Origin of the sequence: Halomonas sp. ALS9 (assembly GCF_001651035.1) — a bacterium.
Taxonomy (GTDB): Bacteria; Pseudomonadota; Gammaproteobacteria; order Pseudomonadales; family Halomonadaceae; genus Vreelandella.
This window is the reverse complement of sequence record NZ_LXRG01000110.1, coordinates 441,975-458,755: the sequence shown is the minus strand read 5'-3', so window position 1 is coordinate 458,755 and position 16,781 is coordinate 441,975. Positions and strand designations below refer to the sequence as shown.

Sequence of the window (16,781 nt, the reverse complement as noted above, 5' to 3'; positions counted from 1 at the left end):
TCTCAGATTAACCGTCGTCCCATTAGCAATCACACGGAGCCGTGATATGCATAGCGAAACATCAAACGACCTTTCCAAGGCGGGTCTTCAAATCGCCATTCAAGACATCAAGGATGAACTCTTCGATACCCCCGAGTGCGATTACGCCATCGCCCAACTGCTCACCCGCTGGGGCCAAGCTGAAAAAGCCGAACAATTGCTGGATGAGATGCTGATGAAGTGGGGCACTTCACCCGAGGTGCTTGCATTAACCCGACGCGGGTATGCGGAAATGGCTGCCAACAGTTCACTAGACGACAGCATCGGCAAGTCGCCCAAAACCGCCCCAGCGACTCTCGAGGTCGTAGCGGCCTAGTCGTCAAAATCAGCACAGCTCGGTTAGCTTGTTAGTGCAGACAACTTTATCGATCAGCCCCTGCCTGCTTAAGCGGTAGGGGCATTTTTATTGAATCAATTTGGCGTGCCTTCGCTAACCCTCGAAATAGCCATCTCATCGACTAAGCGAATATCAGCGTAACGGAGGCAGGCCTCAGCTGATAGAATACTGCCCCTTTCAGGCGCGTTAGCGGCCCATCGCGCTAATGCCACCCCACTTTTGACTACCTGAGAGTTGCGCAATGATCGCCATCGCCCACGCAGTATTCCGGCCACTTTTACGGCTGGGCCTCATCCCGCAGATTTTAATCGGTATCATTGCTGGGGTATTGCTTGCCCTTTTCTCACCGGGCATTGCTAGCGATGTGGCGCTGCTTGGCCAGCTTTTTATCGCCGCTTTGCAGGCGGTAGCCCCCATTTTGGTATTTGTGCTAGTAGCCGCAGCTATTTCTGCTCACCAAAAAGGCCAGCCAACCCACATTCGCCCTGTGCTGGTGCTGTACGTGGTGGGTACATTAATCGCGGCGTTAATTGCCGTGGCAGCCAGCTTTCTATTTCCCACCGAACTCTCATTGAATGCAGGCCAAATTGACGGAAACCCGCCCGGCGATATTTTTAGCGTTCTGCGCGATCTGCTGTTAAACGCGGTGGCCAACCCGGTTAGCGCACTGATGGAAGCCAACTTTATCGCTATTCTGGCCTGGGCCATCGGCCTAGGTTTGGCGCTGCGCCAAGCCAGCGATACCACCCGCCAAGCGTTAAGCGACTTATCCACGGCGGTCACCCGCATTGTGACGCTAGTGATTCGTTTAGCGCCGCTGGGTATCTTTGGTTTGGTGGCAGGCACGCTGGCAGAATCAGGCGTTGCGGCGCTGCTTAACTACGCCCAACTGCTGGGGGTGATTGTGGGCTGTATGCTGTTTGTGGCGCTAGTGAGCAATCCACTGTTGGTCTACCTCACTACCCGGCAAAACCCATATCCACTGGTATTTACCTGCCTGCGGGGCAGTGCGATTACCGCCTTTTTCACCCGCAGCTCGGCAGCGAATATTCCGGTCAACCTTGAGCTTTGTCGCCGCCTGAAGCTTGACCCTGACACCTACTCGATATCCATTCCACTGGGCGCGACGATCAATATGTGCGGTGCGGCCATCACCATTACCGTCATTACCCTGGCCACCACGCACACACTGGGTATTAGCGTTGATTTTGCCACGGCGCTGCTTTTGTGCGTGGTGTCAGCGCTGGCGGCCTGCGGTGTTTCCGGCGTGGCGGGCGGCTCGCTAATGCTGATTCCTATGGCCGCTAACCTGTTTGGCATTCCCACAGAAGTGGCTATGCAGGCGGTGGCGATTGGCTTTGTGATCAGCGTGGTACAGGACGCCACCGAAACCGCGCTTAACTCCTCCACCGATGTACTGTTCACCGCCGCCGCTTGTCAGGCGCAAGAAGGTAAGCGCGCTTAACCGTTCAGCTTTTAAGCCTTCACCTTTTAACCCTTCACCTTTTTACCATTCACCCTGGGGAGTGGCTTCTTATAACAGCCACTCCTCCTATATCAGCCCTTCCCCTGGGCGCTTTCGCATTAACTATTGGTTGGCTTGAGAAGAGTCGTCAACCGCTCACGCTCATCCTCCTCATAAAAGCTCGGGTCATCAAACAGGTCGCGCTGGGTATCATTGAAGATCATTTCTAGTGCCCCTGCACTACTTTGTACCATTGGTTCAAAGTGAGCCGTATGAGTAATCAAGGCCGTTACGTGGCGACGACGATAAATGGCGTAAATGCCCAACAGGGTAAACACACAGGCGATATAGATCGGCAGGCCGTGGCCACCGACTGCGGTCATCAGTGACCCCGCCGCGATCGGCGCGACGGCACAGCCTGCCCCGTGCATCACCAGCATATCCGCCGAGCCGGAAACAATTTCATCCGGATGCAATTGGTCGATCAACTGCGCCACCGCCAGCGGATAGAGCGAAAACGCCAAGCCCCCCCAAATAAAATAGAGCCCCAAGAGCACTTCATGGCTGGGCGCAAAAGGCATGGCTGCGGCGATCATGGCCGCTAATAACACCACCCAGGTCATCACCCTGGGGCGGTCATGCTTATCCGAGAAGCGCCCGATAGGTATCTGCAGCAGCGCGCCGCCAATAATCGCTACGCTCATCACCAGCCCTACGCCGCCAATATCAAACCCTAACTGGGTCGCGTAAACCGGGGTCATCGACCAGAACGCCCCCATAGCAAGCCCCGATAACGCGGCAGAAGCCACTGCCAGCGGCGCGAAGCCCAGCAATGAACGTAGGCTGCTTTTGGGCCGCTCTGGGATTTTAGGCTGAACGCGACGGGTCAGGGTAATGGGTAACAGCGCCCAACTGATCAAAATGGCGATCACCACAAAGAGTAAAAAACCTTGCGGTGAAGAGAGCCTCAGCAACTGCTGGGCGAGGGCCAAAGCGCCTAAGTTGACCACCATATACACCGCAAAAATACGCCCGCGTTCGTGGCTCGCGGCTTGGCTATTTAACCAACTTTCGATCACGGTAATTAAGGTGATAAACGATAGCCCATAGACCACTCTCAAAGGCAGCCATACCCACGGGTCAATAAACACCAGGTGTAAAAGCGCCACTGAAGAACAAATTGAGGCGCAAAACCCAAAGGTACGAATGTGGCCCATCCGCCGAATTAACCGTCCGCTCACCCAGGTGCCGCAAATAAAGCCGACAAAATAGCCTGACATAATTAACCCCAACACCGCGCTAGAGAAGCCTTCCATTGTGCCGCGCAGGGTGAGCAGCGTGTTAAGCAAGCCATTGCCTAGCAACAATAGCGCCACACTTCTCAGAATCGATTTAACCGGTTGGAGCATTGCCAATGAACGCATCGCGCTTCCTCGTAGCAGACTTGCTAACGTCGTTATCCTTCTTAACTACATTAAGTCGATGCATAAAAGATGCCACTTGCCGAAAACGCCACATCGACAACAGGCCATTGCGTTAGCAAGCAAGATTATTGACAGGCGATATCATTGACAGGCATGTGTTCTTTATATAGAACGTTCTATATAAAGAACGGCGGGAAGCCTCATGGATAAACTCTCACTCAACACGCTGGGCCAGCACCTTCAAGCACTTCGCCTTGAGCGAGGCTGGTCGCTTTCTCAATTAGCCAATGAAGCGGGCATCGCCAAGTCCAACCTGTGTCGCTTGGAGCAAGGCAACGGTAATCCCACTATCGATACCATTTGGCGGTTGGCGGTGCAGCTCAATGTGCCCTTCGGCACCCTGGTGGCACCCATCAGCGTGCCTCTGGGCGAAGATGGTGTGCAGGTGCGCTTAATTGATCAAGGCAAAGATTCACCCCAGGTGGATGCCTACTGGATGCGCTGCGCGCCGCATACGTTGCGTCATGCTGAAGCCCATACACCGGGCACCCGCGAATCGCTTACGCTAATTAGCGGCTGGCTGGAAGCGGGGCCAGAAGGCGCCACCACGCAGCTAACCCCGGGGAATACCGTGACCTTCCCCGCCGACCAGCCACACCTTTATCGTACCCAAGCAGCGGAGGCCACGTTGATAATGACCATCACCTACGGTGCAGAAGGCCAAACTTCATGAACCAAGCTGCCAGCCACTCTCCTCTGCGTAGCGCACTGCAGGGCGTGCGAGAGGCCATCCCACTACTGGGCGGCTACATTCCAGTGGCGCTGTCGTTTGGCTTGGTCGCCACCCAGGCAGGCTTCAGCACGCTGGAAGCCACGGCTATTTCAGCGCTGATCTACGCCGGGGCCTCGCAGTTTTTGTTTGTGGGTATGATCGCCACCGGCGCACCGCTGTGGTTGGTGGTGGCGATGACGCTGCTGATTAACGTCCGCCATGTGGTGTACGGCCCCAACCTGGCGGCGTTCTTGCCACGCAGCCGCCACTGGCCCTGGTTAATGCACGGCCTCACCGACCAGGTATTTGCCCTGGCCTTAACCCGGCTGCCGCAACTGCCGGAGGTAAAGCGCTTTAGTTGGTTTGTGGGTGCATCGCTGCTGGCCTGGGGCGCCTGGATCATCGGTACCGCGGTGGGCGCTACCGCCGGGGAAGCGTTTACCGCCCGCTGGCCGCTGCTGGGTGAGATTATGCCCTTCGCCCTGCCCGCGCTGTTTCTGACCATGGTGGCACCACGCTTTACCGATAAGCGCTGGGCCGTGGCAATGGGCTGCACCATTCTGGCCGCACTCGGTTTAACGCTGGTCGGCTGGAGCAATGTGGCGATTCCCCTCGCGGCTGCCTGCGGTGCGCTGTGCTTCTATATGCTGAAATTCCAAAACAAGAGGTGTGAGCAATGAGCAGCGCACTTTGGCTAGCGGTAGCGGTTTCAGCCCTTGGCACCCTGCTGATGCGAGTCGTGCCTTTTTTATGGATGCAGCGACGACTCAACAGCACGACCGGCCTTAATAATATGCCACAGTGGTTGGGTATTCTTGGCCCGCTGATGATTGCCGCCGTGCTGGGGGTGTCCATTGTGCCGGTTAACCCCAACGCTGTTTCCTGGATCGCCACCGCCATCGGGCTTGCCGTTACGCTGCTGGTGTGGTCGCGGGTGCGCTCATTGGGCTGGCCGGTCGCTGCTGGAGTTGGGGTGTTTGGGTTGGTGGAGGTCGCGGCCCTCATTTGGTAATGCTTTGCATTAGCTTTTACGCCATGCCATCATCCTGACTTTTCACTCCAGGGCAGTCGTAAAGTGACCTTAATGTTAAAAGCACACACCCATGGCAAAAAGGTTTTAATGCGTGTGTTGCTGATAACGCTGGCGGCGCTAACGCCCGCGATGTTGACCGCCAACCCGCTACACAGCCCCCCTGACTCGCCGCGCATTGTGACACTTTACCAGGGCGCCACCGACAGCGCCGTGGCACTTGGGCTGACGCCGATTGGCGTGGTCGACTCCTGGTTGGAAAAGCCCATGTACCGCTACCTGCGTGATCCGCTTGATGGCGTCGAGCATGTGGGGCTGGAAACTCAACCCAACCTGGAAAAGATTGCCTGGCTGAAGCCTGACCTGGTGATTGCCAGCAATTTTCGCCACGCGCGCATAGCGCCACTATTAAGTGCTATTGCTCCCACGGTATCAGCACCTACGGTATTTAACTTCAAGACCACCCTCACGATGGTGGCGAATGCCACTCACCAAGAAGCCGAGGCCGGGGAGCTACTCCAGCGCTGGGACGAACGGGTGGCCGATTTTCGCCAGCAGATCGCCGTCAAATTGGGCGATGCGTGGCCGCAAAAAGTCGCCGTAGTGCGTTTTAAAAGCGACCACGTACGTATCTATACCAGCGGCTTTGCGGGCTCGATTCTCGATGAGCTGGGCTTTGCGCAACCGGATACCCTGCAGAGCCAGAGCTGGGGAATGAAGCTTTCCAGTACAGAAAATATTCCAGTGCTGGATGCCGACGCCCTGTTTATTCTGCTTGAACCGGATGACCCCGCGATTGCGGATAATTACCGGCACTGGGCCTCCCACCCTCTTTGGCAGCAGCTATCCGCAGTCCAAAGCGGACGTGTTTTTGAAGTTGATCCGGTCAGCTGGATGATGGGCGGCGGTATATTAGCGGCCAACGCCATGCTGGATGATCTCTATAGCCACTATGAATTAACTTGCCACACCCCCTTACCAAACCGCGGCGAGGAACCTTCATGCTAAACAGCGCCACCGCAAAAAGTATTGGCCTGCTATTGGGGGCACTGGTGGCGCTAGGCGCCTTTTTCGCCAGCGTGATGCTAGGCACCACGGAGATTGCCCTATCTTCCCTGTTCGGCTCGCTCGCCGATTATGACCCGACCAACATCGCCCACATCATTCTCTTAACCGAACGCCTGCCCCGCGCGGTGATCGCCGCACTGGTGGGCGCCAGCCTAGCGATTGCCGGGGCGCTGATGCAGACCATGACGCGTAACCCGCTGGCATCGCCGGGCATTTTGGGGATTAACGCTGGCGCGATGTTTTTTGTCGTGGTGGCGGTGTCCCTACTGCCGCTGCATACACCCGGCCACTACGTATGGGCCGCGCTATTCGGGGCACTGATCGCTGCCGTACTGGTAGTGCTGCTTAGCCGCGGCCGCCACGGTGAGCTCTCCCCACTGCGGGTTGTGCTGGCAGGTGTGGCGGTAACGGCAATGTTTGTGTCGTTCAGCCAAGGACTGCTGGTGGTCGATCAGCAAAGTTTTGAAAGTGTCCTCTACTGGCTGGCGGGTTCAGTGTCTGGGCGCGAACTTTCATTGGTAGTGCCATTGCTACCACTCTTCGGGGGAGCACTGCTGCTCAGCGCACTGCTGGTACGTCACGCTAATGCGCTGTTACTGGGCGATGATATGGTCACCGGGCTCGGTATGCAGGCCACCACTATCAAGCTGCTGCTTGGGCTGATTGTGATTGTGCTGGCGGGTAGCTCCGTGGCACTGGCGGGCATGATTGGGTTTGTCGGTTTGATTGTGCCTCATATGGCGCGGGGGCTGTTTGGCATTGACCACCGCTGGCTGCTGCCTGCCTGCGCCCTGCTGGGTGCCTGTTTACTGCTGCTGGCTGACCTGGGCTCGCGCTTTTTAATGCCTCCCCAGGAGATACCGGTCGGCGTAATGACGGCGCTGATCGGCACGCCCTTCTTTATCTATCTGGCGCGACGCAAGATGGCAGGCCAATGAGACAAACAGCAACGTTAACCCTCAATAGCAAGGCGCAGAGTGACAGTAACCGCTTACTGCGCAGCCTCATAATGCTAAGCCTTTTATTGGTCGCCAGCGTCGGGCTGTCGCTCTGTTTAGGCAGCTTTCCCACATCGCCCACCCAGGTGCTACACGCCCTCGCCGCGCCACAACGTAGCGATATCGCTTTTATCATTTGGGAGTTAAGGCTACCCAGAATTCTACTGGCCATACTGGTCGGTGCCGCCCTGGCAATAGCGGGGGCGATTCTGCAGAGCATTGTGCGTAACCCGCTGGCCTCACCAGACGTGATCGGCATTACCAGCGGCGCAGCGCTGGCGGCTGTGCTGTTTTTAGCGCTATTGAGCACCACCTTGAGCATTCACTGGCTGCCCGTGGCGGCCATGCTAGGGGCACTGGTTTCAGCATTGCTGGTGGTCAGCCTCGCCTGGAAAGGCGGCATCAGCCCATCGCGGATGGTACTGGTGGGCATTGGCCTTGCAGCGGCCATGGGCGCAGGGACTACGCTGTTAATCGTGATCAGCGATGACTCCGCCGCCATGACTGCCTATGTCTGGCTCACCGGCAGCCTTTACGCTGCACAGTGGGACGATGTTCGGGGTCTATTGCCGTGGCTAGTCGTCGCGGTGCCGATCAGCCTAGCTTTCACCCGCCATGCGGATGCCATGGCACTAGGCGACACCGTTGCCGAAGGGCTGGGGGTGGCGATTCTACGCAGTCGATTAGTATTGCTGGCCTGCAGTGTAGTGCTGGCCGGTGCAGCGGTGGCGTTTGCAGGGGGCTTAAGCTTTGTTGGGTTAATTGCCCCCCATCTGGCAGCCAGGTTGGTGGGGCGTAATATGGCACAGCTAGTGCCCGCATCAGCGCTGGTCGGCGCGTTGATTGTGCTTTACGCCGACCTGCTGGGCCGAGTGGCCTTTTTACCCAAAGACCTGCCTGCGGGCATTTTCGTTGCCGGGATAGGCGCGCCCTTTTTTGTCTATTTGTTGCATAGATCGCGAGCTCGCGCTTAAGGCCTGTTGACGAAAAAAAGCGGCACCCTCGGGGCGCCGCCAAACAGTATCGAGCATAGAAAATAAAAATAGAAAGCGGCTGATTAGAAATCCAAACGATAACCCAGCGTTAAGGTGCGGCCTCGCCCGGCAAAATAGCGCTCATCATTCACTAGAGCGCTTTGCGAGTAATACGTGACGTACTGCTCATCAAGCAGGTTGGATACCCCTACATTGACCTGACCAACGGGTAGTTGATATCCCACGGCAGCATCCATCAACAGATAGCCATCAAACTCACGATTGGCTTCATCGAAGGTTTCATCAAAGGCGTAGTTGGCCTGAACAAAGGTAGAGAGCTCATCTGACCAATTAGCTGACCAACTGGCCGTCAGGCGATCCGGAGAGACATCCAACCCCGATAGTTTGGCATCTAAGTTACCGTCATCGTTGCTATCGTAGCGCCCTTCCATGCGTGAATAAGCCAAGCGACCAGAGTGTTGATCGTTAAACTGATAATCCACCGACGCTTCGAATCCTTTAATCTCGGTCTCCTGGCGCTGCATGTAGAAGACATCATCAACCTCCGTAAGGCGGCTGCCGAAATCCGAAGATGATTCGTAATAGCTAAGTTCAGCCGCCAGACGCCCGTTCTCAAAACGCACCCCGGTCTCGATATTATCGGTAACGATAGGGCTCAGATTTTCGATGCTGTTGACGGATTGGGCAGGGGTACTGATCCCCCTCAATGCACGCCCCACATCGGGAATGGAAAACCCTTCAGCGTAATTGGCAAATAGGCTCCAGTGGTCGACAGGCTTCCACACGGCACCAATGTTATAGAGCGTTTCATTGAAACTGGGGTCGCCACCCTCGACAGTAACACCATTGTTGGCCGCTACCGTCTGGTAGTTGTTGATATCAAGCTTGGCATACTCATAGCGCGCGCCAGCGGAAAGCAGTAGCGAGTCTACCGGGCGCAGGTCAACCTGCACAAAGGGCGACAGGTCGGTGTATTCGGTGGGCGGCACGTAGGTGCGGTCACTTTGATATAGGTACTGCTCGGTTTCATCGAACAGGGTATCGAAACCCAGGGTCATCTTCAGGCGCTCATCCCACAGATCATCCTTGGTTAGCGAGACCTTGGTACCAAACTTGCTGGTGGCTGCCATGGTCTGGTCATAGAAAGTTCCTACAGGGGCAATCGCAGGATCCTGGAAGGTAGCGGAATTGGTCGCTCCAAACAGCGCCTCATAATCCTGGTAGAAAACCAGTGCACTCAGATGCATGCCGGCAAGATCATAGTGGTCGTAGCTGAGCCCTGTCGTCCACACCCGGTTGTAAGGCGCATCTCCTTCCGGCGTGCCGCGCTCGGACGTCGTGACTACTCCATTGGCACGATCACCCGTTACGCTTACATAGTTGTTGTGCCCCTCAATATTGTAGTGGTTGAGCGAAAACTGCAGGCGCTGATTGTCATCCAACCAGTAAGCCAGCTTGCCCAGAATATCGAAAGAGCGCGCATCCATGAGATCGCCCTGGGTGTTATCCACCCCGACAGCATTTCCATTGCCATCCAAGAACAGCCCTTGATCCTCATAACTTGCCGCGAACAGGTAATCCACATCACCGCTGTTACCACTCACGCCGTAGTTGGTTTTATAGCTCAGCGTATCGCCATCAAGCTCGCTGGTGGGCGTGGTTATCTGCGCCTCCACGTGCTGATTAAATGAGCCTGGCTCGGGGCGCTTGGTAATCAGGTTGATGACCCCACCCGCAGCACCAACGCCATTAGTGGCGTTGGCGCCCTGTATCACTTCGATCTGCTCGACCATTGAAAAATCAATGGCATGAGCTTCACGGCCGGTGGGGCGCAGCGGGTTTGACTGGGGAATGCCGTCGATCAGAATCAGCGGCGTGCGGCCGCGCAGGGTTTCACCGCTGCCGCTCATTTTCTGACGGCTGGGTGAGTAAGAAGGCAGCAAGTTGCTCAGTATCTGAGACGAATCGCTGGTCAGCTGCCGCTGTTGATTGATCTCTTGTTCGCTAATTATCCGCACTGTCTGAGGCGAATCTTCTTTTGTTGCATTTGTACGCGAGGCGGTTACCACGACTGTTTGATTTGAGTCACCTCGTCCACTCTGTGCATCGTTGGTTGCCGTTTCCTGAGCGTGACCCTGTGTGGCTGCTATTAATCCCGCGAGCGTCACCGTCGGCCAAAATACCTGGCGTTTCTTAATGTACATCTAGTTTTTATCCCTTGCTTTTGAGTGATTTTACCCTTGAAAACGCAATCTACATCTAAATGATAATAATTATTTTATGCATATAAAGCACAAAGGTCTACTCAAGCAGAACGAACCGTTCGGAATAACGGCACTCCCCCCCCCTCTTACCCCATATTTTCTCTTCTGCTAGCGCTTATAGGCAGAGAGCAATTGCTTACTTAGCGGTGAGCAATATTGAAAATGATAATATTTTGGCTTACCGTTCTGCCTGCTTTAACAACCTCGATGGGCACCTCCATGACACACTCTTCTCATCAGCCACCTCGTTTGACGGGCAAAGCCCTGCACGCGGGCTATGACACTCGACGTGTACTGGATGGTGTCGATATCGCCATTGAGGAAGGCAAGCTCACGGTGCTGTTGGGGCCCAATGGCAGTGGCAAGTCGACGCTGCTGAAAACCCTTGCCCGCACGCTCACGCCTAGCGGCGGGCATGTGTATTTGGACGGCAAGGATATTCATCGCAGCAAGACGCGGGAGGTCGCCAAGCGCCTGGGGATTTTGCCCCAGGGGCCAGTGGCGCCCGAGGGGTTAAGTGTAAAACAGTTGGTAGGGATGGGGCGCTTTCCGCACCAGGGGCTATGGCAGAAGAATGCTCAGCAGGACGCCGCGGCCATTCGTGAAGCCATGGCGTATACCCACGTGACGGAGTTTGCAGAACGCAACGTCGATGCGCTTTCCGGCGGCCAGCGCCAGCGCTGCTGGATTGCCATGGTACTGGCCCAGCAAACCGATCTGATTCTGCTTGATGAGCCCACGACTTTTTTGGATCTAAAGGTACAGGTGGATTTGTTGGAGCTGCTTTCACGCCTGGCCCATGAAAAAGGCCGCACCCTACTGCTGGTGCTCCACGACCTGAACCTGGCCGCGGCCTACGCTGATCATTTAGTGATGATGCGCGATGGCCGCATCGTAACCAGCGGCGTGCCTAGCGAAGTCTTTACTGCACCCAATCTCAAGCGCGTGTTCGATCTGGATGCCCATGTCATCCACGACCCCGAAAGCGGCAGCCCGATTTGTGTACCGCGTAAGCGGTATCACTCAATTACTAAATCTTGCTCCCTTGCCGAAGAAGACAGCGTGCTATGAAGTATTTATTTCGTGCAGAGCAATATCAGAACAATCCATTAGTAGGTAGCGCAGCATAGTTTTTATCAGTATCAGCGGAAGAGATAATCGAATTAGCCATTAAACTCCGTTGATAAAAACCATGAAAAATATATTGACATATAAAAGAGCCTATCATCTATGAAAAACACTCTTGAAAATAGCGTTTATCAAAAGCAAGGTTTTAAGTTAAGCAGTTTATTGAAAATTGCATCTATTATCGGTGGAACATCCAGTCTTTGGAGTGTTTGGTTTGCGTATTCCTACTTAGATATGGTGGGACGATCAGATGTGTTTTTAGATGCTCTGGGAGCAATATCAGCGGTTGGTTACATTCTTTCCATAGGTGTATTATTTGGATTACTGGCTCTACTTTCTTTACTCGTCCCTTCTTACCTTCTAGTATTGGCCCATGAGGAAATGAAGCGCTACGTCGTAAAACCTAAACACCCTTTGTTGGCGAGACGCCTCTTATATCTAGCTTCGGGAGGTATGGCATTTTTAATTGTCTCCACCTTTGCGATATCATTCCTTGAGACTGAAATAAATAAGAAGATTATAAGACCCGGTGAAATAATAGGCTTAATGGCATTTTTTTTCCTTATTTTCTTCTTCTTTTCGGTCACTAAACCATTGGTAAAGCCAAGAAAGAGAGTCATGCAAGATAACACTTATAAATTCTCATGCTGGCATTGTGTCAGGCTTAAAGCCTCAACCACTATACTTCTCGGACTGGTATCATTCGCTGCTTTTATATCAGGTATATTTGTCAGCGTGATAGTACTGAAATTAAATCAGTGGGAAGAGGGAATCTGGTCAACTTTCTTGGCGATGTCGCTCGTGATGGTTAATATGCAGGCCACACTTCTCCCAGCCTTATTCTATCTTTTATCGGAAGGCTGGGAAGCGCCTCAAAAATGGATCGGCGCGGGGGTTGGTACATTTATGTTTCTAGCGATTATCATTACTACCACACCATTTATTATAGATTCATTGAGGTTCAATGTAGCTAAAAGTATTGGAGTAAATGACTCCAGGCCGTGGGTATATCATGTTGATAACAAGAATATTAAGGGCATCTTTCGCAGTCCTGCATGGTGGGCCCCAGAAGACTCAGAGTACAATCAAGCTCACAATACCGAGGAAGAAACGGAGAAAAAATACATCGTGGCCAAACTGTTATATGGCATGGGTGGCGTAAAGCTAGTATGCCCTAGAAATTTCGACATTGTGTTCAAAAATATCGAAACGTGGCGTGAAAACACCTCATCTTGCATACTTGTCAAATCGTCAACATTAACCAAGATTGGCCTTTATCAATCGTCCATCTAAACCCATCACGGAAGCACTGACTGACCCGTCATGGGTCGAAAACGGGTAAACCTAAATATTTGAAGTCTTTCACATTTTAAGTGGAAAGCTGAATATGGTGCTACTGACCAATAGCGGCAGTTTTATTTATCAGTAAATTCTGCTGCCCTTGGTTTTTCCTCACGCTTTGGCAATAGTAATTCCCGTCCGCCCTCGGCGGCAAAACGCTGATGAATACGACTTCCCAACCCACCCTGTTGCGGCTTTACAGCGCCTTGCGAAGAATCAGCCGCACCTCTTCTTCCATAGAGTGCCCATGGTTCGCCGCCTGAACGCGGCGCTGAGCTTTGAGCTCATCATCTAAATTACGCACTGTGATGGCCGCCATTGGCGCATCCTCCCTAATGCTGTCAATGACATTTTTGACTGCAATGATAGCACTTGATGAAAAAGATACGTTCAGCCCTCTGTTATCTCGACAACCCACACGTCGGGAACCTGGGTAGCTTCACAAAGCTTTTTGGATATTGTATAAGATATAAAAAACAGCAGATAAAAAAGCAAGCTGCTATCTTCACCATTAATCACCTATACCCAAAAACCACAGGTGCCCCATGAAACGCATACGTGTGATTGACTCCCATACGGCGGGTGAACCGACAAGGCTAGTCATGGAGGGGTTTCCCGATCTACCGGGTACCACCATGGCGGAGAAGCGGGATGCGTTGTACGCCTCCCATGACCAGTGGCGACGAGCATGCATGCTAGAGCCAAGGGGGCACGACGTACTGGTGGGCGCGCTTTACTGTGCACCTGAATCGTCGGATGCGACCTGCGGGGTCATCTTCTTCAACAACACCGGGTATCTGGGCATGTGCGGCCACGGCACCATAGGCTTGGTGGCCTCTCTGCATCATCTGGGTCTGATATCTCCCGGTGATCACAAGATCGACACGCCAGTTGGGCCGATCAGTGCAACCCTGCATGAAGACGGCGCCGTTACGGTGCGCAATGTGCCCGCCTATCGCTATCGCCAGCAGGTTCCCATCGAATTACCCGGTTTCGGTCAGGTACACGGCGATATTGCCTGGGGTGGTAACTGGTTTTTCCTGATTAGCGACCATGGCCAATCATTGACCCTGGATAACGTCGAAGCGCTGACTAACTTCACCTGGGCCGTTCGCCAGGCGCTGGAAGCTTCCGCAATCACTGGTGAGGAAGGGGGCGTGATTGACCATATCGAGCTCTTTGCTGACGACGCTGTGGCCGATAGCCGTAATTTCGTACTCTGCCCCGGCAAGGCCTATGACCGCTCCCCCTGTGGTACCGGCACCAGCGCCAAGCTGGCGTGTCTAGCAGCGGATGGCAAACTGGCACCCAGCACGCCCTGGGTACAGGCAAGTATTTGCGGCAGTCAGTTCGAAGCGCACTACGAATGGGAAGGTGATCGGGTGCGCCCCTACATTAAAGGTCGCGCTTATTTAAGCGCCGACAACACTCTGTTGATTGATGAGCAAGATCCGTTCGCCTGGGGAATCACTGCCTCGTAATCATTGACCATCGACTGCCCCGCTTTCGAACCCAGCGCCAACTCCGATTACTGATAACACCAAACGAAAAGGAACAACGATGAGCGATAACATTTTTACTGGCTGCATACCGGCATTAATGACCCCTTGCAGCGCTGACCGGCAACCTGATTTCGACGCCCTGGTGGCTAAAGGCCGTTCATTGGTAGATCTGGGCATGAGTGGCGTGGTGTATTGTGGCTCCATGGGCGATTGGCCGCTACTCAGCGAAGCGCAGCGCCAGGAGGGCGTCGCGCGCCTGGTTGAGGCTGGCGTTCCAACGATTGTGGGTACCGGTGCAATCAATACACGGGAGGCTGTTTCCCATGCGGCTCACGCCGCTAAAGTAGGCGCCCAAGGACTGATGGTGATTCCACGCGTGCTTTCACGAGGCACCTCGGCGGCGGCGCAGAAGTCACACTTTTCGGCCATTTTGGACGCGGCTCCCAAGCTACCTGCAGTGATTTACAATAGCCCCTATTACGGCTTCGCCACACGTGCTGACTTATTCTTTGAGCTACGCCGCAAGCATCCCAACCTGATTGGCTTCAAAGAGTTTGGCGGCGCCGATGATCTTCGTTATGCGGCGGAAAACATTACCTCTCAAGACGAAGATGTCACTCTGATGGTGGGTGTCGACACCACTGTTTACCATGGCTTCGTCAACTGCGGTGCCACTGGCGCTATCACCGGTATCGGCAACGCGCTGCCGCGAGAAGTATTGCAACTTGTCTCGCTCAGCCAACAGGCCGCCAAAGGGGACGTCAAAGCACGGCGTTTGGCCATGGAGCTAGAGGAAGCACTGGGTGTGCTCTCCTCTTTTGACGAAGGCGGCGATCTGGTTCTCTACTACAAGCACCTGATGGTACTCAACGGCGATAGCGAATACGCCCTGCACTTTAATGAAACCGATGCGCTCAGCGATTCACAGCGTCACTACGTGGAATCCCAGTACGCGCTGTTCCGTTCTTGGTATGCGGGCTGGTCTGCCTCGTTATGAAGCCAGAGAACACCACGGGCGCACACCCCCCGGCTGCCAGCGCCACCAATGTAGCGGCTGATGTCGTCGTTATCGGTGCGGGTATCATTGGCACCGCTTGCGCCCTGGCGTTAAGTCGACAAGGTCTGCGGGTCGTGGTGCTGGATAGCCAGCCTCCCGGGATGGGGGCCTCCTATGGCAATGCTGGGCATATGGCAACGGAGCAGGTCTTCCCCATTGCCGATGCCGCCATCGTAAAGCAACTGCCTAAGATGCTACGCGACCCCATGGGCCCATTGCGGCTGGATTGGCGCTACATGCCGAAAGCGCTGCCCTGGTTCACTCGGTTACTATGGAACCTGCGCCCAGCCCCCTATCAAGCTAGCGTGGCGGGTATTCGCGCACTCAATGAGCAGAGTTTGGCCGCCTGGCAGCGGCTGCTTGACAGCGTCGATAGCAGGCACTTGTTAAAAGAAGAAGGCTCTTTCCTGGTATACGAAAAGGCCGACGCTGCCGACGAGTTGGAAGTGCTGCGGGCACGAATGGTCGAGCAGCAAGTCCCGGTAGAGGGCTGGACGGGTGATGCCATTCGCGACGTTGCCCCTCAATTGTCAGATAACATTCAAGGGGGCCTGTTTTTCCCAAGTACCGCCCATGTTATCAACCCCTGGCAGGTAGTTAACTCGCTGGTGCAGGCCGCCGAAGCGAACGGGGTAGAGCTCAGGCAGTCCACGGTGCTAACGGGACATGTCAATGATCAGGGAGTCACTCTAAAGACTGACAATGCGTCACCCGTGACGGCCAGTAAAGTAGTGTTAGCCTGCGGCGCCCACTCGGCCAAGTTGGCCGCCGCGCTAACGGGTATACGACCCCCCCTGGATACCGAGCGGGGCTACCACCTGATGCTGCCGAATGAACGGGGACGCCTTCCGGTGGCGGTTACGTCGCTGGAGCGCCGCTTTATTATGACACCAATGGATGAAGGGCTACGCCTGGCGGGGACAGTTGAGTTTGCCGGCCTTAAGCGGCAGGCCAATATGCAGCGCGCTTGGCAACTACATAAACTCAGCCAGGGACTGTTTAGAAGTGAGCTGGATAGCAGCGATGCCAAGCCCTGGATGGGTTTTCGCCCTTCTTTGCCCGATTCCCTGCCAATTATCGACAGTGTCAAAGATGGCAAGGTTTTACTGGCCTTCGGGCATCACCACCTTGGCTTGACCCAGGCAGCGCTGACAGCAGAAATTATTGCCGACCTAGCAGCGAGCTCTCACTCTCAGCGGGTGGCTGACTTATCGCCCTACCGGTTAAGCCGTTTTAGCTGACAGGAAAAAGCTGACAGGAAAAAATCGACAACATTCCAAAAAGCTTAACGATTAAGCGACGCCGTTGAGGCAAAAAAATAAATTGCAAAATGCTGAGTTGGTATACAGTATCTCGTATAT

16 protein-coding genes are annotated in these 16,781 nt (G+C 54.5%); 13 read left to right on the top strand and 3 right to left on the bottom strand.

What is annotated here, in order from left to right; genetic code table 11:
- Window positions 1–46: 46 nt before the first annotated feature.
- Entirely contained in the window at window positions 47–355 is a 309-nt protein-coding gene (locus tag A6R74_RS10315; RefSeq protein WP_064234413.1) for a hypothetical protein, read from the top strand.
- Window positions 356–617: 262 nt separating this feature from the next.
- Window positions 618–1,841, top strand: a complete 1,224-nt coding sequence (sstT, locus tag A6R74_RS10310) for a serine/threonine transporter SstT (RefSeq protein ID WP_064234412.1) — start codon at window positions 618–620, stop codon at window positions 1,839–1,841.
- A 119-nt stretch (window positions 1,842–1,960) separates the two neighbouring features.
- Here the strand turns inward: sstT and A6R74_RS10305 are convergent, their stop codons facing one another.
- Complete coding sequence (locus tag A6R74_RS10305) at window positions 1,961–3,265, bottom strand: MFS transporter (protein WP_064234411.1); 1,305 nt, start codon at window positions 3,263–3,265, stop codon at window positions 1,961–1,963.
- Window positions 3,266–3,467: 202 nt separating this feature from the next.
- Between A6R74_RS10305 and A6R74_RS10300 the strand changes: the two genes are divergently transcribed.
- The 6 genes from A6R74_RS10300 (at window position 3,468) to A6R74_RS10275 (ending at window position 8,107) form a co-directional block, all read left to right on the top strand.
- Window positions 3,468–3,998, top strand: coding sequence for a helix-turn-helix domain-containing protein (locus tag A6R74_RS10300; RefSeq protein WP_040481074.1), 531 nt, complete (start codon window positions 3,468–3,470; stop codon window positions 3,996–3,998).
- Window positions 3,995–4,717, top strand: coding sequence for an AzlC family ABC transporter permease (locus A6R74_RS10295; protein ID WP_064234410.1), 723 nt, complete (start codon window positions 3,995–3,997; stop codon window positions 4,715–4,717). The genes A6R74_RS10300 and A6R74_RS10295 overlap by 4 nt, the downstream gene beginning before the upstream one ends.
- The gene (locus A6R74_RS10290; RefSeq protein ID WP_064234409.1) at window positions 4,714–5,049 is read left to right on the top strand and encodes an AzlD domain-containing protein; all 336 of its coding nucleotides are present in this window, start codon (window positions 4,714–4,716) and stop codon (window positions 5,047–5,049) included. The genes A6R74_RS10295 and A6R74_RS10290 overlap by 4 nt, the downstream gene beginning before the upstream one ends.
- A gap of 72 nt (window positions 5,050–5,121) precedes the next feature.
- Window positions 5,122–6,075, top strand: a complete 954-nt coding sequence (locus A6R74_RS10285; protein ID WP_064234408.1) for an ABC transporter substrate-binding protein — start codon at window positions 5,122–5,124, stop codon at window positions 6,073–6,075.
- Window positions 6,069–7,073: a FecCD family ABC transporter permease gene (locus A6R74_RS10280; RefSeq protein WP_064234407.1), complete on the top strand. Its 1,005-nt coding sequence runs from the start codon at window positions 6,069–6,071 to the stop codon at window positions 7,071–7,073. The genes A6R74_RS10285 and A6R74_RS10280 overlap by 7 nt, the downstream gene beginning before the upstream one ends.
- Window positions 7,070–8,107, top strand: coding sequence for a FecCD family ABC transporter permease (locus A6R74_RS10275; protein WP_064234406.1), 1,038 nt, complete (start codon window positions 7,070–7,072; stop codon window positions 8,105–8,107). Before A6R74_RS10280 ends, A6R74_RS10275 begins: the two co-directional genes overlap by 4 nt.
- A gap of 83 nt (window positions 8,108–8,190) precedes the next feature.
- Here A6R74_RS10275 and A6R74_RS10270 read toward each other — a convergent pair whose 3' ends face one another.
- A complete protein-coding gene (locus tag A6R74_RS10270) occupies window positions 8,191–10,332 on the bottom strand; it encodes a TonB-dependent receptor (protein WP_064234405.1) in 2,142 nt (713 codons plus the stop codon).
- A 279-nt stretch (window positions 10,333–10,611) separates the two neighbouring features.
- Between A6R74_RS10270 and A6R74_RS10265 the strand changes: the two genes are divergently transcribed.
- On the top strand, window positions 10,612–11,463 hold the full coding sequence (locus A6R74_RS10265) for an ABC transporter ATP-binding protein (RefSeq protein ID WP_064234404.1): 852 nt from the start codon (window positions 10,612–10,614) through the stop codon (window positions 11,461–11,463).
- 159 nt (window positions 11,464–11,622) lie between these two features.
- Complete coding sequence (locus A6R74_RS10260; RefSeq protein WP_064234403.1) at window positions 11,623–12,813, top strand: hypothetical protein; 1,191 nt, start codon at window positions 11,623–11,625, stop codon at window positions 12,811–12,813.
- Window positions 12,814–13,057: 244 nt separating this feature from the next.
- Here A6R74_RS10260 and A6R74_RS23215 read toward each other — a convergent pair whose 3' ends face one another.
- Window positions 13,058–13,180, bottom strand: coding sequence for a FitA-like ribbon-helix-helix domain-containing protein (locus A6R74_RS23215; protein ID WP_276204783.1), 123 nt, complete (start codon window positions 13,178–13,180; stop codon window positions 13,058–13,060).
- Between the two features lie 226 nt (window positions 13,181–13,406).
- Here A6R74_RS23215 and A6R74_RS10250 point away from each other — a divergent pair, with 226 nt between their 5' ends.
- From A6R74_RS10250 to A6R74_RS10240, 3 genes are all read left to right on the top strand, one after another.
- Window positions 13,407–14,342, top strand: a complete 936-nt coding sequence (locus A6R74_RS10250) for a 4-hydroxyproline epimerase (protein ID WP_064234402.1) — start codon at window positions 13,407–13,409, stop codon at window positions 14,340–14,342.
- Window positions 14,343–14,421: 79 nt separating this feature from the next.
- Complete coding sequence (locus A6R74_RS10245; protein WP_064234401.1) at window positions 14,422–15,360, top strand: dihydrodipicolinate synthase family protein; 939 nt, start codon at window positions 14,422–14,424, stop codon at window positions 15,358–15,360.
- Window positions 15,357–16,661 carry an FAD-dependent oxidoreductase gene (locus A6R74_RS10240; RefSeq protein WP_064234400.1) on the top strand — a complete coding sequence of 435 codons (1,305 nt, stop codon included), beginning with the start codon at window positions 15,357–15,359 and terminating at the stop codon, window positions 16,659–16,661. Before A6R74_RS10245 ends, A6R74_RS10240 begins: the two co-directional genes overlap by 4 nt.
- The last annotated feature ends 120 nt before the right edge of the window (window positions 16,662–16,781 follow it).